Origin of the sequence: Micromonospora terminaliae (genome assembly GCF_009671205.1) — a bacterium.
In the GTDB taxonomy this organism is placed as follows: Bacteria; Actinomycetota; Actinomycetes; order Mycobacteriales; family Micromonosporaceae; genus Micromonospora; species Micromonospora terminaliae.
Genome location: NZ_CP045309.1, coordinates 6074389 through 6097122, shown reverse-complemented (window position 1 = coordinate 6097122; position 22734 = coordinate 6074389). Strand labels below are relative to the sequence as shown.

The window sequence follows — 22734 nt, the reverse complement described above, 5'->3', positions numbered from 1 at the left end:
CGGTTCACCAGGCCACCGGCATCGCCACGAGGCCCCGCACCAGCAGGCCGCTCTTCCAGGTCAGGTCCTCCACGGGCACGGCGAGCCGGAGGCCCGGGGCCCTTTCGAGCAGCGTCTCCAGCACCACCCGCAGCTCCATCCGGGCCAGCTGCGCGCCGACGCAGTGGTGCACGCCGTGCCCGAAGCCGAGGTGCGGATTGACCGCGCGGGTCAGGTCCAGCCGGTCGGCGTCGGCGAAGACGCTGTCGTCCCGGTTGGCCGCCGCGATGTTGACCACCACGGGCTCGCCCGCCCGGACCAGCACCCCGCCCAGCTCGACGTCCTCGGTGGCGTAGCGGGGGAAGGCCGCCGTGGCGCCCAGCGGGATGAACCGCATCAGCTCCTCGACGGCGACCGGCACCAGCTCCGGCCGGTCCCGCAGGGTGTCCCAGGCACCGGGGGTGGTGAGCAGGACGTACACCATGTTGGGGATCTGGGTCACGGTCGTCTCGTGGCCGGCGGCGAGCAGCCCGGCGGCGAGGGTGACCAGCTCCTCCTCGGTGAGCCGGTCGGCGTTGTCGTCACGCGCCCGGACCATGGCGCTGAGCAGGTCGTCGGTGGGTTCCACCCGGCGCCGGGCGACCAGCCCGCCCATGTAGGCGAGGAGGTTGTCCACGTAGTGCTGGGCGAGACCGGGCTCCAGCGAGGTGGTCGAGACGATCGCCTCGGACCAGGTGTGGAACCTGTCCTGATCGGACACCGGCACACCGAGCAGGTCGCAGATCACCCGGATCGGCAGCGGCGTGGCCAGGTGCGCCACCAGGTCGGCGGGCGGCCCGGCGGCGAGCAGGCCGTCGACCAGCTCGTCGGCGACCGCCCGGGTGCGCGGCCGCAGCTCCTCGACCCGGCGCGCCGTGAACGCCTTCGCCACGAGCCGGCGCAGCCGGGTGTGCTCCGGCGGGTCCATCGAGAGGATGCCGGTCTCCTGCTGGCGTGGCGTGTTCCGTGGCTCGTCCCGGCCGACGGACGCGGCCCGGCTGAACCGGGGGTCGCCGAGCACCGTCTTCACGTCGGCGTGCCGGGTGGCCAGCCAGGCCGGCTCGCCGTAGGGCAGTTGGACCCGGACCAGCGGCTGCTCGCGCAGCTCGGCGTAGCGGGCGTCCAGGTCGAGCCGGACAGGGGCGTTGAACGGGTAGCGCTGCGGGATGGTCGCCTGGGAAGTGTCGGTCACCGGCTGACTCGCTCTCGTCCACGGCACCGCGGGCGGTGCCGGTCGGCTCCGCACGACTCGACGCTGAGTCATGCCCCGACTGCGGATGGTAGCGAGAACTGTCGATGGAGACCAGAGGGTCGTTCCCGTTCCGGCACAACGATCCCGGGCCGCCCACGGTGGACGGCCCGGGATCGAAGCGGGGTCAGCGGCCGGTGTCGCCCTCGCCGGTCCGCTGCTGCGCCATGTCGACGCCCTTGTCGATCTGCTGGTCGTACTTGCCCTGGGTTCGCTTGTCGGCCATGTCGCCGCCCTTTTCGATCCCCTGGTCGACCTGCTTGTCGTGCTTGTCGGCGAAGTCCTTGGCCTTGTCCATGAAGTCGCTCATGTCGGTTCTCCCTTCGATACCGTGAATGCCTTCCCTGGGGCCGGCGGCACAAACGCTTCCGCGTCCGGAGGCCGCCCGGGTGTCGGATTCACGTGCGTCGGGTACCAACGGCCACGATCGAGGAGGCGACGTGGACGAGGACGCTGGGACGCCACAACCGGCGGCGGTGGGCCCGCGGCAGACCTGGGCCGGGCTGCCCTGGCCGGTACGGACGGCGGTCACCTGGAGCGCCTGTCTCGTGGTGGTCATCGCCGCGCTCTGGCTGCTCGGGAAGATCGCCGTGCTGCTGGCCCCGCTGGCCGTGGCGCTGGCCGGCACGCTCTTCCTCACCGCACTGCTCGACCCGGTGCTGCTGCGGCTGCGCCGGCTCCGGCTGCCCCCGGCACTGGCCGCCCTGCTCAGCGTCCTGCTGCTGCTCGGCGTCCTGGTCGGCGTCGGCGCGCTGGTGTGGAACCTGACCGCGAGCCAGTTCGGCGAGCTGAGCCAGCAGCTCGACCAGGGCCTGGAGCGCAGCCGCGACTTCGTCACCTCCAGCCTGCCGGTGACAGACGAGCAGCTCGACCGCCAGATCGAGCAGATCCGCAACGGGCTGAGCGGCAGCGCCCCCGACCCGGTCGCCGGAGCCCGCACGGCCGCCGAGGTGGCCGGTTCGCTCCTGCTGGGCCTGGTGCTGCTCTTCTTCCTGCTCAAGGACGGCCGATCGATGTGGCACTGGGTGCTGCGCCGGATGACCGGGCCGCGCCGCGACGTGACCGCCGAGGCGGGCCGGGCCGGCTGGCGGACGCTGGGCGCGTACAGCCGGGGCACGATGATCATCGCGGCGATCGACGCCATCGGCATCGGGCTGGCCCTGGTGGTGCTGCGGGTCCCGCTGGCGCTGCCCCTCGCGCTAATCACCTTCCTGGGCGGCTTCGTGCCGATCATCGGGGCCACCGTGGCCGGTGCCATCGCGGTGCTGGTCGCCCTGGCCGCCAACGGCCCGACCACCGCCCTGCTCACCCTGGCCGCGGTGATCGCCGTCCAGCAGATCGAGGGCAACCTGCTGGAGCCGCTCGTCATGAAGCGGCAGGTGCAGCTCCATCCCGCCGTCATCCTGGTGGTGGTGACCGCCGGCACGCTGGTGGCCGGCATCGCGGGCGCGTTCGTCTCGGTGCCGATCGCCGCGGTCACCTGGCGGGTGCTGGACACCGTGCAACGCCACCGCGCGGCGGCCCTGCCCGACTGACCCCGGCGGCGCCCGAACGCGGGTCAGGCCGGATGCGGCTGGCGGAGGTGGGTGGTGAACCAGCTCCCGGCCTGGTCGGCCACCTGCTCCAGGGTGCCCGGCTCCTCGAAGAGGTGGGTGGCGCCGGGCACGATCCGCAGCTCGGCGATCTCGCCCAGCTCCGACCGGGCCTGCTCGTTGAGCACGATCACCTGCTCGTCGAGCCCGCCGACGAGCAGCAGCGTCGGTGCGCGTACCGCCGACAGCGAGCTGCCGGCCAGGTCCGGCCGGCCGCCGCGCGAGACCACGGCGCCGACCTGCTCGGGCCGGGCGGCCGCGGCGACCAGGGCGGCGGCCGCGCCGGTGCTGGCGCCGAAGAGCCCGATCGGCAGCCGGCCCAGGGTCGGCTCGGCGGCCATCCAGTCCACGATCGCGGCCAGCCGCTCGGCGAGCATCCCGATGTCGAAGCGCAGCTCGGCGGTGACCTCGTCCCGCTCGTCCTCCTCGGGAGTGAGCAGGTCGACCAGCACGGTGCCCAGCGCCCGCCCGTTGAACTCGTGCGCCACCGCCACGTTGCGCGGGCTGTGCCGGGAACTACCGCTCCCGTGCGCGAACAACACCACCCCCACGGCCCCCGACGGCACGATCACATCCGCGACCAACCCACCGTCCACGACGGGCACGGTGACCTCACGTGTGTCCCCCATGACCACACACCTCCCGCGCCCGGCATACCCGCCGTCGCGGTGATCATGAAGTTGGCGGGGAGGAAAGCGCTTCCCCACACCGCTAACTCCATGATCGGCGGAGTTCGGGGGCGGCGCGAGGGTTTGCCTTGACGTCGGCGGCAAGGTTTAGCGTGACGGTGGTCAGGGGGCGAGCAGGCTGGTTTTGGGGGCGGTGGGGTGCGGATCGGGGAGTTGGCCGAGCGGGCCGGGACCAGCACCCGGACCCTGCGCTACTACGAGTCGCAGGGGCTGGTGTGCCCACGCCGGTCGGCCAACGGCTACCGCGTCTACGACGAGGCGGAGCTGCGCGTCGTGCACGAGATCCGGGCGCTGCTGGCGGTGGGCTTCGGGCTCGACGACATCCGACCGTTCGTGGCCTGCCTGCGGGCCGGCAACAGCTCCGGCGACGTCTGCCCCGACTCGGTGGCGGTGCTGCGGCGCAAGCTCGCCGAGGTGGACGACTACCTCGACCGGCTCGGCGCGGTCCGTCACCAGTTGCACGACCAGCTCGCCCGCGCGATCGCCCATCGGGAGGAAACATGCCTCAGGACACGCAGCAGGTCCGACTGACCTCGGTCACCGACGAGACCTTCGCGGCCACCGTGCTGGCCGCCGACCGGCCCGTGGTGGTCGACTTCTGGGCGGAGTGGTGCCCGCCCTGCCGCCCGGTCTCGAAGCACCTGGCGGAGCTGGCCGAAGAGTTCGGCGACGCCCTGCGCTTCGTCACCGTCAACTCGGACGAGAACCCCCACAGCACGCGGGCCTACCAGGTGATGTCGATGCCGACGATGCTGGTGTTCCGGGACGGCCAGGTGGTCGGCTCGATCGTCGGCGCCCGGCCCAAGAACCATCTGCGGCTGAGCTTCGCCCGGCACCTCGACGCGTGACCCGGCCCGGATCGGGAAGGCGCGGGGTGACCACGGACCCCGACGGATCGCGAGGATCGTGATGGCGAAACAGGACAGGTCCCGGGAACAGGGCCTCACCGATCAGGAACGCCGCAAACAGGAACTGAAGCAGTCGCCGGACTGGGCGGACCGCGCTTCCGTGGCCCGCACCGCCGACGACGCGCGGGCGACGGCTCCGCGTGACGCCGGCGGCCGGCCGTCCAACGGCCGCCAGTTCTGAGGTAAGCCCGGAGGCCCCGGCCCGCGACCGCGCGGGCCGGGGCTTCGCTCAGCTCATGTTCTCGGGCAGGTGCAGCAGGGGCGCCCGGCCCGGCGGCTGCTCCGGCTGCGGCCCGGACGGGTGGGCGGGCGGCACCGGCAGGGTGACCGGCTGGGCGGCCGTGATCCGGATCGGCTCGCCGTGGTGGCGCAGCTCCACGACGGTGTCCGGCCCCCCGTTGCGCAGCGAGTAGGTGGTCTGGTGCGGCCGGACGTCGACCCGCAGCCGCATCCCGCGCCACTGGAGGGCGAACTCCAACCGGCCCAGCCGGCTGGGGAGCCGGGGCGAGAAGGAGAGCGTCCCGTCGTGGTCGCGCAGGCCACCGAAACCGGCGACCAGGGCGATCCAGGCCCCGGCGAGCGAGGCCATGTGCACGCCGTCGCGGGTGTTCTCGTTCAGGTCGTGCAGGTCCATGAGCGCGGCCTCGCGCAGATAGCGGTGGGCCAGCTCGGTGTAGCCGACCTCGGCCGCCATCACGGCCTGGGTGCAGGCGCTCAGCGAGGAGTCCCGCACGGTACGCCGCTCGTAGTAGTTGAAGTTGCGCATCTTCTCCGGGCCGCTGAACGCGTCACCCCGCCAGTGCATGGCGAGCACCAGGTCCGCCTGCTTGACGACCTGCTTCCGGTAGAGGTCGAAGTACGGGTAGTGCAGCAGCAGCGGGTACTTCTCCGGCGGGGTGTGCTCGAAGTCCCACTCCTGCAACCGCGTGAAGCCCTCCACCTGCCCGTGCACTCCGAACTCCGGGTCGTACGGGACGTGCATGGCGTTGGCCGCGTCCCGCCAGGCGGCCGCCTCCTCCTCGGTGACGCCGAGGTCCTGGGCCTGGTCCCGGTGGCGCATCGCGCAGTCGGCGGCGGTGAGCAGGTTCCGCTGCGCCATGAGGTTGGTGTAGACGTTGTCGTTCTTCACGGCGGTGTACTCGTCCGGGCCGGTCACCCCGTCGATGTGGAACCGGCCGGTGCGGTCGTGGTGACCGAGCGAGCGCCACAGCCGCGCCGTCTCGACCAGCAGCTCCAGCCCGATCTCCTCTTCCAGCGCCCGGTCGCCGGTGACCAGCACGTAGCGGCGCAGCGCGTCGGCCACGTCGGCGGCGATGTGGAACGCGGCCGTCCCGGCCGGCCAGTACGCCGACGACTCCGGCCCCTCGATGGTCCGCCAGGGGAATGCGGCCCCGGCGAGGTTCAACGTCCGGGCCCGCTCCTGCGCCTGGGTGAGGGTCGAGTAGCGCCAGTGCAGGGCGTCCCGCACCGCGCCCGGTTGCGTGTAGGTGAGCACCGGCAGCACGAACATCTCGGTGTCCCAGAAGGCGTGTCCGTCGTACCCGGGGCCGGTGAGGCCCTTGGCGGCGATGGGCCGGCGTTCCGCGCGGGCGCCGGCCTGGAGCACGTGGAAGAGGCCGAACCGGACGGCCTGCTGGACCTCCGGGTCGCCCTCCACCCGCACGTCGGCGGCGTCCCAGAACTCGTCGAGGTATTCGCGCTGCTCCCGGCGCAGGCCGTCCCAGCCGTCCAGCCGGGCCGCGGCCAGCGCCGCACCGACCTGGTCGCGCAGGGCCGGCAGGGACCGCCGGCTGGACCAGCCGTACGTCAGGTACTTGACCACCCGCAGCGTCTGGCCGGGCTTGAGCACGCAGCCGATGGTGGTGCGCACCCAGTCCTCGTAGCCCTCGGACTCGATGGTCGTGCGCTCCGGCGCCTCCACGTCGTGGGCCATGGCGGCGGCGACCCGCAGGCCGCTGACCTTGGTGCGGTGGATGAGCAGGCCGCCGTCGTCGGTGGTCAGCTCCTCCTCGGCCTGCAACGGCGACTCGAGGACGGCGGCGACGCGGGGATCCTTGCTCTGCGGCGGCAGGGTCTCGTTGGCCACCAGCTCGGACTGCACGATGAGCCGCAGCGGCCCGTCGAGCGCCTCGACCTCGTACTGGATCGCGGCGACCGCCCGCTGGGTGAACGACACGAGCCGGGTGCTGCGGACCTTCACGTCCCGGCCGGCGGGCGAGCGCCAGTGCAGCTCGCGGTGCAGGGTGCCGGCGCGCAGGTCGAGGACGCGCTCGTGGGAGATGAGTTCGCCGTACCGGACGTCGAGCGGCTCGTCGTCGACCAGCAGCCGGAGCAGCTTGCCGTTGGTCACGTTGACGACGGTCTGCCCGGACTCGGGGAAGCCGAAGCCGGCCTCCGCGTAGGGCAGGGGACGTAGCTCGTAGAAGGAGTTGAGGTAGGTGCCGGGCAGGCCGTGCGGCTCGCCCTCGTCGAGGTTGCCGCGCAGCCCGACGTGGCCGTTGGAGAGGGCGAAGACCGACTCGGACTGGGCCAGCACGTCCATGTCGAGCCGGGTCTCCCGGACGTGCCACGGCTCGACCGGGTACGCCCGTTCCCGGATCACGCGTGCGCCCCGGTCAGCAGCTCCGACAGGTCGGTGACGACCACGTCGGCGCCGTGCGCGCGCAGGTCGTCGGCCTGGCCGACCCGGTCGACGCCGACCACGTACCCGAAACCGCCGGCCTTCCCGGCGGCGACGCCGGCCAGGGCGTCCTCGAAGACGGCCGCGTTCGCCGGGTCGACTCCGAGCAGCTGCGCGCCGGCCAGGAACGTGTCCGGGTGCGGCTTGCCGCGCAGCCCGCGCTCGCGGGCGACCAGCCCGTCCACCCGGGCCTCCAGCAGCGGGTCCAGCCCGGCGGCGGCCACCACGTCCCGGCAGTTGGCGCTGGCCGAGACCACCGCCCGGCGCAGCCCGGCCCGCGCGGCCGCCTCCAGGTAGTGCACCGAGCCCTCGTAGACCTCGACGCCGTCGGTGTGGATCCGCTTGAGCAGGATGACGTTCTTCCGGTTGCCCACCCCGTTGACGGTCTCCGCCTCGGGCGGGTCGTCCGGCGACCCTTCGGGCAGGGTGATGCCGCGCGAGGCCAGGAAGGAGCGCACCCCGTCGGCCCGCGGCTTTCCGTCCACGTACCGGTTGTAGTCCGGGCCCGGGTCGAACGGGCGGAACGGCTCGCCGGTAGCCACCGCCCGCGCCTTCAGGAACGCGTTGAACGTCTCGGTCCAGGCGGCGTTGTGCACCTTGGCGGTCTGCGTCAGCACGCCGTCCAGATCGAAGAGACAGGCGGTCACCTGCGCGGGTAGGCCCAGCATTGCCTGAATCTATCCAGGGCACCGGCCGGGCAAACCCGATTCGGACGTCAGCGGTTCGGGCGGAGTGTCCAGATCACCGTGAGCACCGAGGTCACCGTGCCGTCCTCGGTGCCGATCTCCACCTCGACCGGGAACTCCGGCCGCTGCCCGGCGTCCAGCTCGGCGACCACCTCGGCCGGGGTACGGCCCAGCCGCGCCGTCGCCAGCACCGGCCCGACGGCGACCTTCTGGTAGCGGATGCTCGCGGTCACGGCCAGCGGCACGGCCCGGTCGAGCACCTGCCCGAACGCGGCGAGCACCACCGCGCCGGACGCGGTCTCCCCGAGGGTGAACATGGCGCCGGCGTGCGGGCCGCCGACGTGGTTGTGGTGCTCCGGGACGTCGGGGAGCCGGACCACGGCCCGGACCCCTCCCTCGGCCTCGGGGGCCACCTCGACGAATTCGATACCGAGCGTGCGGGCGAACGGTACGGCCTCCAGCAAACCGGCCGCGACCTGGCGAGAGTCGATGGACATGCCCAGACGCTACTCGGCAGTAACTTGCCCGGCAAGGGCGCGCTCGGCGTCGCTGCGCAGCACGCAGAATTCGTTATCCTCGGGGTCAGCCAGCACGACCCAGCCGCTGCCGTCGGGCTCGCGCCGGTCGGCGACGACGGTGGCACCCAGCGCAAGGATCCGCTCGACCTCCCGGTCGCGCGGCACATCCGGCTCCAGGCAGATGTGCACGCGGTTCTTCACGGTCTTCGGCTCCGGCACGCGCTGGAAGTAGATCCGTGCGCCGTCGGGCGGCTCGATGACGAGTTCCTCGTCGCCGGGCCTGAACTCCGGGTCGACCGGGCAGTCGAAGACCCGGCTCCAGAACTGCGCCAGCGCGTAGGGATCGGCGCAGTCGAACGCGACGTTGCGGACCACCGTCCCCATCCCGTCACCCCTCAGCGGCGCTTGGCGTGCGCGACGAAGGCCGCCCAGCTCGCCGGGCTGAAGGCGAGCGCCGGCCCCTGCGGGTCCTTGCTGTCCCGCACGGCCACCACGCCGGGCAGGTTGTCCGCCACCTCCACGCAGTCGCCCTGGTTGCCGCTGCTGCGGGTGCTCTTGCGCCAGATGGCGCCGCTCAGTTCCATTGCTCCGCCGCCTCCGAGATCGCCGCCAGGGTGGCACCGTGCGGCATGGCCTCCGCCCGCACGGACTCCCAGATCTGCCGCAGGGAGTTTATTTCCACGGTCCGCTCGACGATGGTGCCCTGCAACTGGTTATCCAGGTAGCCCACGTCGTCGCCGTCGGGCGGGGTGGCGAGCACGAAGGCGCCGTTCAGCCCCGGGTAGGCGCCGGTGCCGTGTGGCACCAGGTGCAGGTGGACCCGCGGCCGTCGGCCCACCTCGACCAGGTGCCGCAACTGCTCCCGCATCACCTTCGGGCCGCCGACCGGGCGCTCCAGCACGCTGTGGTCGAGCACGGCCACGAACTGCGGGGGCCCGGGCCGGTCCAGCACCGCCTGGCGGGCCAGCCGCGCGGCGAGTGGTTGCTCGATCTCGTCACCGGCGAGCTGCGCCGCCCCCTCATAGAGCGCCCGGGCGTACGCCTCGGTCTGCAGCAGCCCCGGAACCACCAGCGGTTGGAAGCTGCGCAGGGTGGTCGCCTCCTGCTCGATGGTCACCCACTCGCGGAACCACGGCATGAGGCTCTCGCGGATCAGCGCGTCCCGGATGCGGACCAGCAGGCCACCCGCCCGCAACACCTCGTCGCAGCGCTGCGCGAACTCCTCCCGGGGCGGGCGGCGGCACTGCTCCACCGCCACGACCAGCGAGGCCGAGTAGTTGACCCGCTCGCCCAACGCCTCCTGGGACAGCCCGGCGTCGCCGCGCAGCCGGCGCAGCTCACCGGCGAACAGTTCCAGCATCGGCATCCGGCTCATCTGCACACCTCTGCACAACGGGGGGCGGCCGGGCCGGGCTGGTGGGGGCGGAACGGCTTCCGAACCTAGCGTCCAGGTGACCAGACTGTCACGCAGCGGAGTCGTCCGTACCCGTCGAGGCCGGCTCCGGGGCCCGTCCCGATCCCCCGAGCCGGGGCGGGCCCACCCCCACCACGAAACGAGGCGCGCATGCACCCCTCCGGTCGAGCGGACGAACCGACCACGACGGACTGCGCGGGCGGGGCGGTGGATCGGCCGCGGGCGTACCCGTCGCACGCGCCACCGCACACGCCGCTACGGCCGGTGTGGTGCTGCCGGGCCTGCGGGCAGCCGTGGCCCTGCGCGCAGGCCCGCCTGCTGCTCAAGGCCGAGTACGCGGACGACCAGATCGGCCTGTCGCTCTACCTGTGCGGGCTGCTCCACGAGGCCGCCCGGGACCTCTACCGGCTCAACCCGGACGACGGCCCGGCCCCGGCCGACCTGTTCCGCCGGTTCGTGGCCTGGGGCCCCTACCGTCGCCCCGCCGTGGACCCGCCGTAGCGGCGCGGACGAGATCGCCCCGGGGCGGGGCCTCGCGTGACGTAGCGTGACCCGCAACGGGTGAACGACGCCGACCCGAACTCCCGCCCGGACACCCGGCCCGCGACGCCACAGGCGCCCCTGCGCGGCGGGGAGCCGCGGCGGAAGGCTCCACCGCCGGACCCGTCAGCGCCAGCCGATGTCGATCCGGTCGCCGCGCTCGTCGAAGAAGTGGAGGGCGTCCATCCGCACCTGAACGGTGAGCGGGTGCCCGGCCGACACCGCCGGGTACGGGGCCAGCCGTACGGCCAGCTCCGCCGGACGGCGGTGGTGCCGTCCCGGGTCGGGAAGCACGCTGGTCCGGCTCCCGCCGCCGCTCGGTGCGGCGGAGACCGGCGCGTCCGCCGCCCGCCCGGCGAGCCGCTGCATGACCTGGCCGAACCTGCGCAGGCCGCGCTGGCCGGAGGCGCTGTCCTCTCCCCGGCTGCCCATCTCGTCCACCACGATGGCCGTGGCGCCGATGTCGAGGAAGGCCAGCGACTCGTGGCCGTGGTGCTCCAGGTAGCGGATCCGGCCGTGCAGCACGTCGCCGGCGGCGTCCGGGGTGACCGGGGTGAGCGCCTCCGCCCGCATGCCGACCACGATCCGCTCGCCGTGGTAGTGCGCCACGGCCCGGCTGCGGATGTCGTCCCAGGGCAGGTAGAGCGCCTGTTCGCCGAGGTTCAGCGTCACGTACCGGTCGAGGTGGACGTAGACCGACGCCTCCAGCAGGTTCATCCGCGGGCTGCCGAGGAACGCGGCGACGTAGAGGGTGGCCGGGCGTCCGTACACCTGGGTGGGGGTGCCCACGTCCTGGAGCACGCCCTTGCGCATGATGGCGACCCGGTCGGCCATGGTCAGCGCCTCGGCCTGGTCGTGCGTGACGTAGATGGTGGTGACGCCCAGCTCGCGGGTCAGCCCGGAGATCTCGGCGCGCAGCTCGGCGCGGAGGCCGCTGTCCAGGTTGGAGAGTGGCTCGTCCATGAGGAACAGGCCGGGCCGGCGCACTATGGCGCGCCCCATGGCCACCCGCTGCCGCTGGCCGCCGGAGAGCTGGCTGGGCTTGCGCGCGAGGACGTCGCCGATGCCCAGGGCGCTCGCCACGTCCTGGATCCGCTCGCCGCGCGGCCCCGGCTCGATGCCGGAGAGCCGCAAGGGGAAGCCGATGTTGTCCCCGACGGTCATGTGCGGGTAGAGCGCGAAGTCCTGGAAGACCATGGCGATCTTCCGGTCCCGGGGCGGCAGGTCGTTGGCCACCTCGCCGCCCAGCATCACCGCGCCGGAGGTGGGATCCTCCAGCCCGGCGACCATCCGCAGCACGGTGGACTTGCCGCAGCCCGAGGGGCCGAGCAGGACCATGAACTCGCCGTCGTTGACGTCCAGATTGATGGTGTCCACCGCGACTGTCCCGTCCTGGAACACCTTGGTGACATCCTTGAGCGCGACGGTGGTCACCGTCTGCCTCCCCAGCTCTCGGCCGAACCCGGGAATGACTGTGACCAGGATCATGGCCTCCGCGCATCAGGTAAACGTGCCATGTTCACCTTGTGAAAGAACCATTAATGAGATTGGCGGTCTTCCATCGGTAAAGCGACCGCTCAGTAACCAGTTTTCAGGCCGGTTCGTCCAGAAAGACCCGACGGACCACCCGCTCCGCCGCGTGCCCGTCGTCCAGCGCGCAGAACCGGGCCCGGAACCGCTGCCGCGCCTGCTCGGCCGCCGCCCCGCGCACCGCGCCGCTGCGGAACAGGTCGAGCAGCCCCGGAAAGTCGACGGCGACCGCGCCCGGAGGCTCGGCCAGCAGGTCGAAGTAGACGCCCCGGGAGACCCGGTACGCGTCCCAGTCCGGCGCATAGACCACGATCGGCCGGTCCAGCACCCCGTAGTCGAACATGGCCGAGGAATAGTCGGTGACCAGCACGTCCGCGGCGAGGTACAGGTCCTCCACCCGGTCGTACCCGCTCACGTCCAGCACCGCGCCGTCGGCCACGCCGCCGCGCAACTGCCGCTCCCGGTCGTGGAAGTAGTGGCTGCGCATCAGCAGCCGCCCCGACGGGCCCAGCACGTCACGCAGCCGGTCCGGGTCGAACGGCGGCCGCCAGCCGGGCAGGTGCTCGCGGTGGGTCGGCGCGTAGAGCACCACGTACTCGTCGGGGCCGATGCCCAGCCCCGCGCGGACCTGGCGGCACTCCTCGTCGGTGGCCAGCGCCAGCCGGTCGTTGCGGGGGTAGCCGACCTCCAGGGTGGTGTAGTCGGCCGGGTAGGCCCGCTCCCACATCTGGGTGGAGAAACTGTTCGAGCTGATGCTGTAGTCCCAGCGGTCCACGCGGCGCAGCAGGTTCGCGAAGTTCATGCCCACGGCTCCGAGCGGATAGCGCTGCTGGTCCAGGCCCATCACCTTGACCGGAGTGCCGTGGTGGGTCTGGACGTGCACGGCCCCAGGCCGCTTGCGGACGAAGTCCGGGAAGTTGACGTTGTTGACCAGCCAGCGGGCGCGGGCCAGCACCCGGTAGTAGTCCGGCGTGCCCGCCACCACGTACTCGACGCCGGGCGGAAGCCCGGCCACCCGGTCCCGGCGGACGATCCAGACGCCGCGCACGTGCGGGGCGAGCCGGCGGGCGGCCGTGTAGATGGCGGCCGGGTTGCAGGAGTAGCCCCGGTACCAGTACGCGGCGTAGACGGCGAGCGTCGGGTCGAGCGGGCGGTGCAGTTCGGCCCGGTAGTACTCGCGCAGCGCCGCGTCCCGGGCCCGGCGGGCGTTGCGCCGGGCCACCGGCAGCACCCGGCGCTTGGCCCGCCGGGCGGAGCGCCGGGCCCGCTCCTCGGCCTGGTGGGCGACCCGGAGCGCGCTGAACACCCGCCACCGCCCGGTTGCCACGAGCCGGTGCTTCACCCCTTCGAGGCCGGGCGGAACGGGGTAGCCCTCGGGCGGCAGGAAACGCACGTGGTCGGCATGGATCTGGGCGAAGAACGGCGGCCGCAGCTCGGGGGCGATCCGCTGGCCGTTGCCCAGCACCGTCAGGTAGTGCCAGATCATGCGCTCGAAGACGGCCGGACGCAGCCCGTCCACCACGGCCGGACCCCACTGGTCCATGAGCCGGAACACCCGGTGCCACTGGGCGAAGACCTCGAAGTGCCGGTCGCCGCGGGTGCGGGTGATCGCCCCGGTGCGGCGCTGCCGGTAGTTGAGGCAGACCCGGTCCAGCACGCCGATCCGATCGGCGGCCAGCAGCACGGGATAGCTGAACGAGACGTCCTCGTACCAGCCGGGTGCGAAGCGCAGCCCCTGCGCGACCAGGAACTCCCGGCGGACCAGCCGGTTCCAGGCGGTGTGCAGCAGCCGCAGGGTCTCCGGCCGCTCCCGCAGCCGGAAGGTCGCCTCGCCGGGGGGCTCCGGGAACACGTCCCGCATGGCGCTGCGCGTGCCGACGTTGTTCCAGTGCGCCCGCACGTGGTCGACGATCAGCACGTCGGGGCGGGTGGCGCGGAGCCGATCGGCCACGTGCGGCAGGCAACCGGGGACCAGCCAGTCGTCGCCGTCGACGAACCAGACGTAGTCGCCGGTGGCCCGGTCCAGCCCGATGTTGCGGGCCGGACCGAGCCCGACGTTCTCGGCGAGCCGGACCGGGTGCACCCGGGGGTCGCGCTCGGCGTACTCGACCAGGATCTCGCCGCTGTCGTCCGGGGAGGCGTCGTCGATCCCGATCACCTCGACGTCGTCGAACGGCTGGTCGAGGATCGAGTCGAGACACTCCCGCAGGTAACCCTGCACCTTGAAGGCCGGTACGACGAAGCTGATCAGGGTCATCCCGGCCGGCCCTCCGTCAGCCCGGCGAGCGGTCACCCCCACGGGCGCGGGCCGGCAGGACCACCCAGGCGAGGACCACGCTCGCGACAAAAACCACGAGAAGGTACGCACCGAGTGTAGCTAGAGCGATGCTCGCAATTCCGGCGATTGACCCGATGGTCAGCAGCGCCGAACGCCCCTCCCAGCCCAGCGATGCGGCGTGCAGCGGCGGGGCGGCCTGCCGCTTCTCCAGCCGGGCGGTCAGGTCGTAGTGGTGCAGGGTCAGCACGAAGACGTACCCGAAGATGAGCCACGGCGACGCCCGCCCGGCCACCCCGACGGCGATCGCGAACAGGTACTCGCCGGCCCGCAGCGCCGCCGGGACCAGCCAGTCCAGCGGCCCGCCGTGCGCGCTCCGCGCGCCCAGCGCCCCGCCCAGCAGGACGACGAACGCGAACGCCACCGCCCAGCCGGGCAGGTCGTCCCCGGCGTGGACCGTCAGCAGCGCCCACAGCAGCAGGCCCGCCGCGCCCAGCGCGCCGAGCACCGCCAGCACCAGCGGTTGCCGCACCGCCGGCAACCGCCCGGCCGCCGGCAGCGTCCGGGCCAGCGGCCCGTCGTCCCGGTGCAGCCCGGCGTCGACCGTGCCCATGACCGGGACCCGCATCCACCGCGCCCGCAGGGTGCGCAGGGCCCCGGTGTACGCGAACGCCAGCACCCCCCACACCAGCACGGCGCACAGCGCCACGAGCGGCCCGAACAGCGCGGCAGCGAGCGCCATGAGCGCCCACCGCTCGCCGATCGGGAAGACCACCGTCCGCTTCAGCCAGTAGGACACCGAGCCGGTGTCCGCCTGCACCTTCGTCGAGGCGGCGTTCAGCTTCCCGCCGATGCCGCCCGCGTCACCCGTCACCGCGCGGGGGCGGCGGGCCGCCTCGTCGTGCAGCACGCCGTACCAGGTGTCGGTCATGTGGCGCACGGTCTGGAGGGTCATGGCGGCGATCGCCAGCGCCCAGCCGTACCGGAAGCCGGCGTGCGTGGCGCCATAGCCGAGACCGGCGTAGACGACGTACTCCTTGGCCCGGTCGGCCATCGTGTCCAGCCAGCCGCCCCAGGCGCTGAAGTGCCGGGTGTAGCGGGCCAGTTGGCCGTCCACGCAGTCGAGCACGAAGCCCAGGTAGAGCAGGACCGCACCGGCCACCAGCGCGGGCCGTCCAGCGGTGCCGAAGAGCACCGCCGCCGCCACCGCGAAGGCCACCGAGATCATGGTGACCGCGGTCGGGCCCAGGCCGATCCGGGCGGCGACCTTCACCAGGTACGGGGACCAGGTGCTGACGAAGAACGTGCTGAAGAAGTCGTCCCGCTCCTTCACCGACAGCCGCAGCTCGGCCCGGTCCTCGTCGACGGACGCCACGGCGGCCTGCGCCGCGGCCAGTTCCGCCGGGTCGCCGACGCGGTGCGCCACGAGCAGGCGTACCCGGTGGGCGAAGACCAGGGTGCCGCAGCCGACGAGGCCCGCGACGGTCCGGTCCAGCGCGGACGCCGGGCCGTCCGGGGCCGGCGCCGGGCCGCCGGTCGCGGACCCGGCCACCGCGCGGGCCGCGGCGGCGAGGGCCGGCAGGTCGGCCGGACCGACCCGCAGCGCGCCGCCGAACACGGCGGTCGCGCCGGCCGGGTCGTCCACCGCCACCACCTGGCCGCGTTCCTCGCGGACCCTCGCCTGCCCGGCGGCCGGCGGATCGGTGAGCACGAGCGCCACCGTCGGCCCCACCGGGCTGGTGGCCAGGTGCTTGAGTACGGCCGTGTGCGCCACCAGGTCGGCCCCGCTGACCAGCACCGGCCCGGTGGCGGCGGCCACCAGGTCGGCCAGCTCGGACAGGTCGGCGGCCACCCGCACCTCGTCCGCCCCGGCCCGGCGCCACTGCCCGGCGAGCCGGTCGGCCAGGCGCTCCCCGGCCTCGGTGGTCAGGCCCGCCGCCGGCCCGGCGGCGAGCACGATCGCGAGCGTCACCGCTGCGTCGCGCCGGCGTACGCCTGCAGCGCCTCGTCGATCGTCCCGTCGACGGTCAGCCGCCCGGCGTCGAGGTAGAGCCCCCGACGGCAGAACCGGGTGAGGTCCTTGTCGTTGTGTGACACCAGCACCAGCGTGCGCCCTTCCGCGAGAAGTCGCTCGATGGTCGCATAGCACTTCGCGCGGAACTCCGCGTCCCCGACCGCGGTCACCTCGTCGACCAGCAGCACGGGGTGCGGCAGGTGCGCGATCACCGCGAAGCCCAGCCGCACCTTCATGCCCGACGAGTAGTGCCGGACCGAGGTGTCGATGGCGCGTTCCACCTGCTCACCCGCGAACGAGACGATCTCGTCGAAGTGCCGCCGCAGGTACGCCGGCGACAGCCCGTGCAGGCCGCCCACCAGGTAGAGGTTCTCCCGGCCGGTCAGGTCGCCGGAGAAGCCCGCCGAGAGTTCCAGCAGCGGGGCCACGCGGCCGTGCACCCGGATCGACCCCTCGTCGGGGATGAGCACCCCGGCGATCAGCCGCAGCAGCGTGCTCTTGCCGGTGCCGTTGCGCCCGACCACGCCGACCGTCTCGCCCGGCTCGATCCGGAACGACACGTCCCGCAGCGGCCAGAACCGGCCGGCGTCCGGGTCCCTCGCGCCCCGGTGGATGAGCAGTTCCCGCAGCCGGAGCTGGCGGCGGCGGTTGCGGACGAACCGGATGCCGAGCCCGTCCGCCTCGATGATCGCCGCCATCTCACAGTTCCTTGAGCACGGCCGGTTCGAGGCGGCGGAACGACCACCAGCCGACCGCGAACACCAGCAGGCTGCCCGCCACGCTGACGGTGAGCAGCCGGGCGTCGGGGAACTCGTCCGGGTACCAGATCGCGTGGTGCAGCTGGAAGATCCCGACCAGCGGGTTCAGCTCGTACGCGATCTTCAGCCACGCCGGCATGCCCGAGTCCCGCACGAGATTCAGCGGATAGATGATCGGGGTCGCGTAGAAGAGCACCCGGATGATCAGCCGCATGAAACGCTCGATGTCGCGCATCAGCACGTTGCCCGCCGACAGCAGCAGCGCCAGCCCCATCAGCAGGACGAACTGCACCGCCACGGCCAGCGGCAGCGCGAGCAGGTTCCAGCCGGGGTGGATCCGGCCGTGCGTGGCGTAGAGGATCGCGATGGCGACCAGGATCGGCAGGCCGGCGACGTACTCCGCGAACCGGCCGGTGACCCGGCCGATCGGGAAGACCTGCCGGGGCAGGTTCATCGTGGTGATGAGCCGGGCCTGCCCGGTCAGCGCGTTGGTCGCCTCGCTGAGCGCCGAGCTGGCCCACATCCAGGCGAAGATCCCGGTGATCAGGAACAGCGGGTACGACCCGGCCGCGTCGCCCAGGTGCCGCCGGGTCGCCCCGGAGTAGAGCACGCCGAAGACGAACCAGTAGATCAGGCCCATGCCGAGCGGCTCGATGAGCGACCAGAGGTAGCCCAGCACGGACTGCTGGTATTTCACCGCGAGATCGCGCCGGACCAGGATGCGCAGCGAGGTGCGGGCGGACCAGAGCGCGGCGACGCCGGACGTCACCGTCCCATCCTCGCCCCGGGCGACCCGGCCCGGCGTACGGACGCGCCGGGTCACCCCTTCGGGGTCAGCACTCGATGACGTTGACGGCGAGGCCGCCCCGCGCCGTCTCCTTGTACTTGATCTTCATGTCGGCACCGGTCTCCCGCATGGTCTTGATGACCTTGTCCAGTGACACGGCGTGCACCCCGTCGCCGCGCAGCGCCAGCCGGGCCGCGGTGATGGCCTTGATGCTGGCCACCGCGTTCCGCTCGATGCAGGGGATCTGCACCAGGCCACCGACCGGGTCGCAGGTGAGCCCGAGGTTGTGCTCCATGCCGATCTCGGCCGCGTTCTCCACCTGCTCGGGCGTGCCGCCCAGCGCCTCGGCCAGCCCGGCGGCCGCCATCGAACAGGCCGACCCGACCTCGCCCTGGCAGCCCACCTCGGCACCGGAGATCGAGGCGTTCTCCTTGAACAGCACCCCGATGGCGCCGGCCGCGAGGAGGAACCGGATCACGCCCTCCTCGGAGGCGCCCGGCACGAACCGGGTGTAGTAGTGCAGGACGGCCGGGATGATCCCGGCGGCGCCGTTGGTCGGCGCGGTGACGACCCGCCCGCCGGCCGCGTTCTCCTCGTTGACCGCGAGCGCGAACAGGGTGACCCAGTCCATGGCGTGCAGCGGGTCGGTGGCGTCGCCCTCCGCCTCCAGGCTGCGGCGCAGCTCGGCCGCCCGGCGGCGCACCTTCAGCCCGCCCGGCAGCACACCGTCGTGGGCGCAGCCGTTCTCGACGCACTCCCGCATGACCCGCCAGATCTCCAGCAGCCCGGCCCGGACGTCGGCCTCGCTGCGCCAGGACAGCTCGTTGGCGAGCATCACCTCGCTGATCGACAGGCCGGTCTCCGTGGTCACCGCCAGCAGTTCCGCGCCGGTGAGGAACGGGTGGCGGACCCGGGTGCTGTCCGGCTTGATCCGGTCCGCCCCGGCGGCCGCCTCGTCGACCACGAACCCGCCGCCCACCGAGTAGTAGGTGCGCGCCCGGACCTGCTCCCCCGCGGCGTCGAAGGCCGCGAAGGTCATCCCGTTCGGGTGGTACGGCAGGGAGCGGCGGCGGTGCAGCACGAGGTCCCGGTCCGGGTCGAAGTCGATCTCCTGGCTGCCCAGCAGACTGAGCCGCCGCTCGGCGCGGATCCGCTCCACCCGGGGCCCGACCGTGTCGGTGTCGACCGTCTCCGGGGCCTCCCCCTCGAGCCCGAGCAGCACGGCGCGGTCACTGCCGTGGCCGTGGCCGGTGGCGCCCAGCGAGCCGAACAGCTCGGCCTGCACGCGCACGACGTCGGCGAGCTGGCCGTCGGCCTTGAGCCCGGCCACGAACGTCCGCGCGGCCCGCATCGGCCCGACGGTGTGCGAGCTGGACGGCCCGATACCGACGCTGAAGAGATCGAAAACACTGATCATGGCTGCACTTTCCTCGCCGTCGTCCCCGTCGTGCGGGTACGGCCCGGTGTGTGCCGCTCCCCGGTTCCGGGAGGCGGCGGGCGGCACCCGGGGTGTGGGCGCCCGACCGGCGAGCCTACCCTCCGCGCCTGCCGTCAACCCACCGTCACCGGCTGACCGGCCGGTGAATCGGTCATGGACCGCCGGGGTAAAGCACCTACGGGTTCCCGGGTCGCCGATCCTCCTCGGGGCCGAGGGCGGGACGCGCACCCGTTCCTACCGTGGAATCAGCGCGGCGGATCGCCGCAGAAGTGGGAGTTCGACGATGAGTCGCAAACTGGTCCGGCCCCGCCAGGGGCGCATGTTCGCCGGCGTCTGCGCCGGCCTGGCCCAGCGGTTCGGCATGTCGGCCGGCCTGGTCCGGCTGCTGTTCCTGCTGTCGCTGCTGCTGCCCGGCACCCAGGTGATCGTCTACCTGATCCTCTGGATCCTCATGCCGAACGAGGACCGCTACCTCGCCGGCAGCCGCCACTGACCCGAGCCGCCCGCCCCGGGATCACCCGGGGCGGGCGGCGGTGGCGTCAGGCCGCCGTGTAGGTGACGGTCACCTTCTCGTAGCCGAGGGAGCGGAGCAGCCCCTCCAGCATCTTGCGGGTGTTCTCCTCGGCCCGGGCGGTGAGCCCGCTGTCGCGGGCGGCCGCCGTGATCCGGTCCTCGGCGAGCTGGTAGACCTGCTGCTGCCGGTTGGGGTCGCCGCCGACCAGGTCGTTCAGCCGGTTGATGAGGCCGCGCTGCTCGGCGAAGACGTAGCTCTTGTCCATGTCCAGGTCGGTCTCGCCGAGCTGCGGCGCGGGCAGCTTGATCTCGACGGACTTGCCGTCGTCGGAGACCACCACCGCCCCGTCGGCGATCTTGGCGAAGTCGACGTAGGCCTCGATGCGGCCCGCCCCCACGAACAGCGTGCGCTCGTTGAGCAGGAACTCGGGCACGTTGCGCCGGTCCTTCTGCACGTCGACCACCACCTGGAAGTTGCCCTCGGCGGCCACGTAGCGGCTCAGGTCGCGGATCGACTTGAGCAGCGGCGGCTGGCTGCGGTCGGTCTGCTCCTTGGCGAACGGGTTGCGGAAGTCCGGCAGCAGGCCGGTCGCCTGCACGCCGAGCAGCACTACCACGGCCAGCGCGGCCGCGCCGAGCACCCAGAGCAGGCTGCGCGCCGGGGCACCCGGCGACGCCGGGCCACCGGGCCGGGGGTCGGACGGGACGTCCGACCGGGCCCGGAGGGACTCGCCGGTCGGGTATTCCGGGAACTCCCTGGTGGGCTCGTTGATGTCACCGTCGCGGGCCATCGCCCCTCACCGTCCTCGTCCGACACATCGACTGAGAATGACGGTACGGCCACCGTGCGACAGTCGCTCGCCGAGCGACCCGATCGGGTGAATCCGCAGCTCAGGCGAACGCGGAGAGCCCGGTGAGCCGCTGCCCGATGACCAGCTGGTGGATCTCCGAGGTGCCCTCGTAGGTCAGCACGCTCTCCAGGTTGTTGGCGTGCCGCATCACCGGATATTCACCGGAGACGCCGTTCGCGCCCAGGATGGTCCGGCACTCCCGGGCGATGGCGATGGCCTCCCGCACGTTGTTCAGCTTGCCCACGCTGACCTGGTCGGGGCGCAGCTTTCCGGCGTCGGCCAGCCGGCCCAGGTGCAGCGCGAGCAGCAGCCCCTTGTTCCACTCGACCGCCATGTCGGCGAGCTTGGCCTGGGTGAGCTGGAAGCCGGCGAGCGGCCGGCCGAACTGGGTCCGGGTCGTCGCGTAGGACAGTGCGGTCTCCAGGCAGTCCCGGGCCGCGCCGAGCGCCCCCCAGACGATGCCGTGCCGGGCCTCGGTGAGGCAGCTCAGCGGCGCCTTGAGCCCGGTCGCCTCGGGCAGCCGGGCGTCCGCCGGCAGCCGCACGTCGTCGAGGGCGATCTCGCCGGTCAGCGACGCGCGCAGCGACATCTTGTGCCGGATCTCCCGCGCCGTCACACCGGGCGTGTCCATGGGTACGGCGAAGCCGCGGACGCCCTCGTCGGTGCGCGCCCAGATCACCCCGACGTCGGCGATCGGCGCGTTGGTGATCCACAGCTTGCTGCCGGTCAGGATCCAGTCGTCGCCGTCGCGGCGGGCGCGAGTGGCCATCGAGGCCGGGTCGGAGCCGTGGTCCGGCTCGGTCAGCCCGAAGCAGCCGATCGCCTCACCGGCCGCCATGGCGGGCAGCCAGCGCTGCTTCTGCTCCTCGCTGCCGTAGCGCCAGATGGCGTACATGGCCAGCGAACCCTGCACCGAGACCAGCGAGCGGACGCCGGAGTCGCCGGCCTCCAGCTCCAGGCAGGCCAGCCCGTACGCGACGGCCGACGCGCCGGCGCAGCCGTAGCCGGTGAGGTGCATGCCGAGCAGGCCGAGCTTGCCGAACTCGCGGGCGAGCTCGCGGGCCGGGACGTGGCCGTCCTCGTACCAGCCGGCGACGTGCGGGCGGACCCGGTCGTCGACGAGCTGGCGCACGACGGCACGGATCTGACGCTCCTCCTCGCTCAGCGACGCGTCGATGTCCAGCAGGTCGAGAGGGGTCATGGCGTCACCTTAACGAAGACTCAGGGGCGCGTCACTCGCCCTGACCGCTGAGCACCAGCACCCGGGCGTGGATCTGGTTGCGCTGCTGGAGCGCCGCGCGCAGCGCCCGGTGCAGGCCGTCCTCCAGGTAGAGGCCGCCGTTCCACTGCACCACGTGCGGGAAGAGGTCGCCGTAGAAGGTGGAGTCCTCGGCGAGGAGCTTGTCGAGCGCCAGCTCCCGCTTGGTGGTGATGAGCTGGTCCAGCCGCAGCGGGCGCGGCGGGATCTCGGCCCACTGCTTGAGCGTGAGGTTGTGCTCCGGGTAGGGACGCCCGTCCCGGACCGCCCTGAAGATCACGGCACGCTCCCCTCCCCCCGGCCGGGCTGTTGATGTCGGTGCCAGCCTAGCCGCACCCGCCACACCGCGTTTTACTCCCTCATGTCGGTTTCGCTACCGCCGGTACCGGGGCCGGACGCGCTCAACCACCCTCAGCTCCAGCGGCCCCGCCGGACCACCTCGTCCACCGGCCGGCGGCCGCGCCGCAGCGACGGCGACCGGTGGTCGGGTGCCCGGTAACCTACCGTGACCGCGCCGATCGGGTGGTACTCCGCCGGCACGCCGAACGCCTCCCGGTACGCCCCGATCCGCTGCGGCGGGATGCCGAAGAAGCACGCGCCCAGCCCCTCGTCCACGGCGGTGAGCAGCATGAGCAGGGCGGCGAAGCCGGTGTCGACGTACCAGTAGGGCACCGGCCAGCGGTCCTCCGAGCGGTCCGCCCAGCCCTTGTCCGCCTCGGCGTAACGGTCCAGGTACGCGGAGCGGTTCGCGTGCGGCACCACGATGAGCGGGGCGTTGCGCATCCCGGCCAGCCAGCGTTCCCGGCCGCCGCCGCCCGGGGTGGCCGCCGCCCAGAACCGCTCCCGGTCCGCCGGCTCCTCCAGCACCAGGAAGCCCCAGCCCTGGGCGAACCCGGCCGACGGGGCCCGCACGGCGTGGTCGAGCAGCCGGTCCACCACCTCGGGCGGGACCGGCCGGTCCGGGTCGTAGTTGCGGACCATCCGGCGGCGCCGGACGACCTCGGCGAACTCCACGC

General features: G+C 72.9%; 25 protein-coding genes. 6 read left to right on the top strand and 19 right to left on the bottom strand.

All coding sequences use genetic code 11. The features are described from left to right. Positions 1-4: 4 nt before the first annotated feature. Positions 5-1210, bottom strand: a complete 1206-nt coding sequence (locus GCE86_RS28280; protein WP_208818045.1) for a cytochrome P450 — start codon at positions 1208-1210, stop codon at positions 5-7. Between the two features lie 184 nt (positions 1211-1394). Continuing rightward, positions 1395-1577, bottom strand: coding sequence for an antitoxin (locus GCE86_RS28275; protein ID WP_154229724.1), 183 nt, complete (start codon positions 1575-1577; stop codon positions 1395-1397). 130 nt (positions 1578-1707) lie between these two features. On the opposite strand from GCE86_RS28275, the gene GCE86_RS28270 reads away from it, so the two are divergent. Beyond that, positions 1708-2802 carry an AI-2E family transporter gene (locus tag GCE86_RS28270; protein WP_154229723.1) on the top strand — a complete coding sequence of 365 codons (1095 nt, stop codon included), beginning with the start codon at positions 1708-1710 and terminating at the stop codon, positions 2800-2802. Positions 2803-2825: 23 nt separating this feature from the next. Here the strand turns inward: GCE86_RS28270 and GCE86_RS28265 are convergent, their stop codons facing one another. Then, the gene (locus tag GCE86_RS28265; protein ID WP_154229722.1) at positions 2826-3488 is read right to left on the bottom strand and encodes a dienelactone hydrolase family protein; all 663 of its coding nucleotides are present in this window, start codon (positions 3486-3488) and stop codon (positions 2826-2828) included. Between the two features lie 198 nt (positions 3489-3686). On the opposite strand from GCE86_RS28265, the gene GCE86_RS28260 reads away from it, so the two are divergent. The 3 genes from GCE86_RS28260 to GCE86_RS28250 all read left to right on the top strand — a co-directional run bounded on the left by GCE86_RS28260 (position 3687) and on the right by GCE86_RS28250 (position 4637). Then, positions 3687-4079 (top strand): MerR family transcriptional regulator, encoded by a 393-nt coding sequence (locus GCE86_RS28260; protein ID WP_154229721.1) that lies wholly within the window; start codon positions 3687-3689, stop codon positions 4077-4079. Further along, complete coding sequence (gene trxA / locus GCE86_RS28255; RefSeq protein ID WP_154229720.1) at positions 4049-4396, top strand: thioredoxin; 348 nt, start codon at positions 4049-4051, stop codon at positions 4394-4396. The genes GCE86_RS28260 and trxA overlap by 31 nt, the downstream gene beginning before the upstream one ends. A gap of 61 nt (positions 4397-4457) precedes the next feature. Then, complete coding sequence (locus GCE86_RS28250; RefSeq protein WP_091260965.1) at positions 4458-4637, top strand: hypothetical protein; 180 nt, start codon at positions 4458-4460, stop codon at positions 4635-4637. A 48-nt stretch (positions 4638-4685) separates the two neighbouring features. On the opposite strand, the gene GCE86_RS28245 is transcribed toward GCE86_RS28250, so the two are convergent. The 6 genes from GCE86_RS28245 to GCE86_RS28220 are packed head-to-tail and all read right to left on the bottom strand — an operon-like array spanning position 4686 to position 9715. Further along, positions 4686-7058 (bottom strand): glycoside hydrolase family 65 protein, encoded by a 2373-nt coding sequence (locus GCE86_RS28245; protein WP_154229719.1) that lies wholly within the window; start codon positions 7056-7058, stop codon positions 4686-4688. Further along, the gene (locus tag GCE86_RS28240; protein WP_154229718.1) at positions 7055-7804 is read right to left on the bottom strand and encodes a beta-phosphoglucomutase family hydrolase; all 750 of its coding nucleotides are present in this window, start codon (positions 7802-7804) and stop codon (positions 7055-7057) included. The genes GCE86_RS28245 and GCE86_RS28240 overlap by 4 nt, the downstream gene beginning before the upstream one ends. Positions 7805-7851: 47 nt before the next feature. Further along, the gene (locus tag GCE86_RS28235) at positions 7852-8319 is read right to left on the bottom strand and encodes a DUF4442 domain-containing protein (protein WP_154229717.1); all 468 of its coding nucleotides are present in this window, start codon (positions 8317-8319) and stop codon (positions 7852-7854) included. Between the two features lie 9 nt (positions 8320-8328). Further along, positions 8329-8724, bottom strand: coding sequence for a VOC family protein (locus GCE86_RS31755; RefSeq protein WP_163636705.1), 396 nt, complete (start codon positions 8722-8724; stop codon positions 8329-8331). An 11-nt stretch (positions 8725-8735) separates the two neighbouring features. Beyond that, entirely contained in the window at positions 8736-8924 is a 189-nt protein-coding gene (locus GCE86_RS28225) for a DUF397 domain-containing protein (protein WP_154229715.1), read from the bottom strand. Next, positions 8915-9715, bottom strand: coding sequence for a helix-turn-helix domain-containing protein (locus GCE86_RS28220; RefSeq protein ID WP_154229714.1), 801 nt, complete (start codon positions 9713-9715; stop codon positions 8915-8917). Before GCE86_RS28220 ends, GCE86_RS28225 begins: the two co-directional genes overlap by 10 nt. A 189-nt stretch (positions 9716-9904) precedes the next feature. Here GCE86_RS28220 and GCE86_RS28215 point away from each other — a divergent pair, with 189 nt between their 5' ends. Further along, on the top strand, positions 9905-10255 hold the full coding sequence (locus GCE86_RS28215) for a hypothetical protein (RefSeq protein WP_154229713.1): 351 nt from the start codon (positions 9905-9907) through the stop codon (positions 10253-10255). 165 nt (positions 10256-10420) lie between these two features. Here GCE86_RS28215 and GCE86_RS28210 read toward each other — a convergent pair whose 3' ends face one another. The 6 genes from GCE86_RS28210 to GCE86_RS28185 form a co-directional block, all read right to left on the bottom strand. Then, a complete protein-coding gene (locus GCE86_RS28210; protein ID WP_154229712.1) occupies positions 10421-11728 on the bottom strand; it encodes an ABC transporter ATP-binding protein in 1308 nt (435 codons plus the stop codon). Positions 11729-11885: 157 nt separating this feature from the next. Further along, positions 11886-14081 (bottom strand): bifunctional glycosyltransferase/CDP-glycerol:glycerophosphate glycerophosphotransferase, encoded by a 2196-nt coding sequence (locus tag GCE86_RS28205; RefSeq protein ID WP_154229711.1) that lies wholly within the window; start codon positions 14079-14081, stop codon positions 11886-11888. Between the two features lie 16 nt (positions 14082-14097). After that, entirely contained in the window at positions 14098-16071 is a 1974-nt protein-coding gene (locus GCE86_RS28200) for a DUF5941 domain-containing protein (RefSeq protein ID WP_154229710.1), read from the bottom strand. Beyond that, a complete protein-coding gene (locus tag GCE86_RS28195) occupies positions 16068-16811 on the bottom strand; it encodes an ABC transporter ATP-binding protein (RefSeq protein WP_154229709.1) in 744 nt (247 codons plus the stop codon). The genes GCE86_RS28200 and GCE86_RS28195 overlap by 4 nt, the downstream gene beginning before the upstream one ends. Position 16812: 1 nt before the next feature. Beyond that, positions 16813-17640, bottom strand: a complete 828-nt coding sequence (locus tag GCE86_RS28190; RefSeq protein WP_154229708.1) for an ABC transporter permease — start codon at positions 17638-17640, stop codon at positions 16813-16815. Between the two features lie 64 nt (positions 17641-17704). Beyond that, positions 17705-19075 (bottom strand): L-serine ammonia-lyase, encoded by a 1371-nt coding sequence (locus tag GCE86_RS28185; protein WP_154229707.1) that lies wholly within the window; start codon positions 19073-19075, stop codon positions 17705-17707. Positions 19076-19379: 304 nt separating this feature from the next. Here GCE86_RS28185 and GCE86_RS28180 point away from each other — a divergent pair, with 304 nt between their 5' ends. Further along, positions 19380-19589 carry a PspC domain-containing protein gene (locus GCE86_RS28180; protein ID WP_154229706.1) on the top strand — a complete coding sequence of 70 codons (210 nt, stop codon included), beginning with the start codon at positions 19380-19382 and terminating at the stop codon, positions 19587-19589. A 46-nt stretch (positions 19590-19635) separates the two neighbouring features. Here GCE86_RS28180 and GCE86_RS28175 read toward each other — a convergent pair whose 3' ends face one another. The 4 genes from GCE86_RS28175 to GCE86_RS28160 form a co-directional block, all read right to left on the bottom strand. Beyond that, on the bottom strand, positions 19636-20400 hold the full coding sequence (locus tag GCE86_RS28175) for a DUF4230 domain-containing protein (RefSeq protein WP_154229705.1): 765 nt from the start codon (positions 20398-20400) through the stop codon (positions 19636-19638). Between the two features lie 100 nt (positions 20401-20500). After that, the gene (locus tag GCE86_RS28170) at positions 20501-21661 is read right to left on the bottom strand and encodes an acyl-CoA dehydrogenase family protein (protein ID WP_154229704.1); all 1161 of its coding nucleotides are present in this window, start codon (positions 21659-21661) and stop codon (positions 20501-20503) included. 31 nt (positions 21662-21692) lie between these two features. Then, positions 21693-21998, bottom strand: coding sequence for a type II toxin-antitoxin system VapB family antitoxin (locus tag GCE86_RS28165; RefSeq protein WP_046566293.1), 306 nt, complete (start codon positions 21996-21998; stop codon positions 21693-21695). A gap of 131 nt (positions 21999-22129) precedes the next feature. After that, positions 22130-22732 (bottom strand): nitroreductase family protein, encoded by a 603-nt coding sequence (locus GCE86_RS28160; protein WP_154229703.1) that lies wholly within the window; start codon positions 22730-22732, stop codon positions 22130-22132. Between the last annotated feature and the right edge of the window lie 2 nt (positions 22733-22734).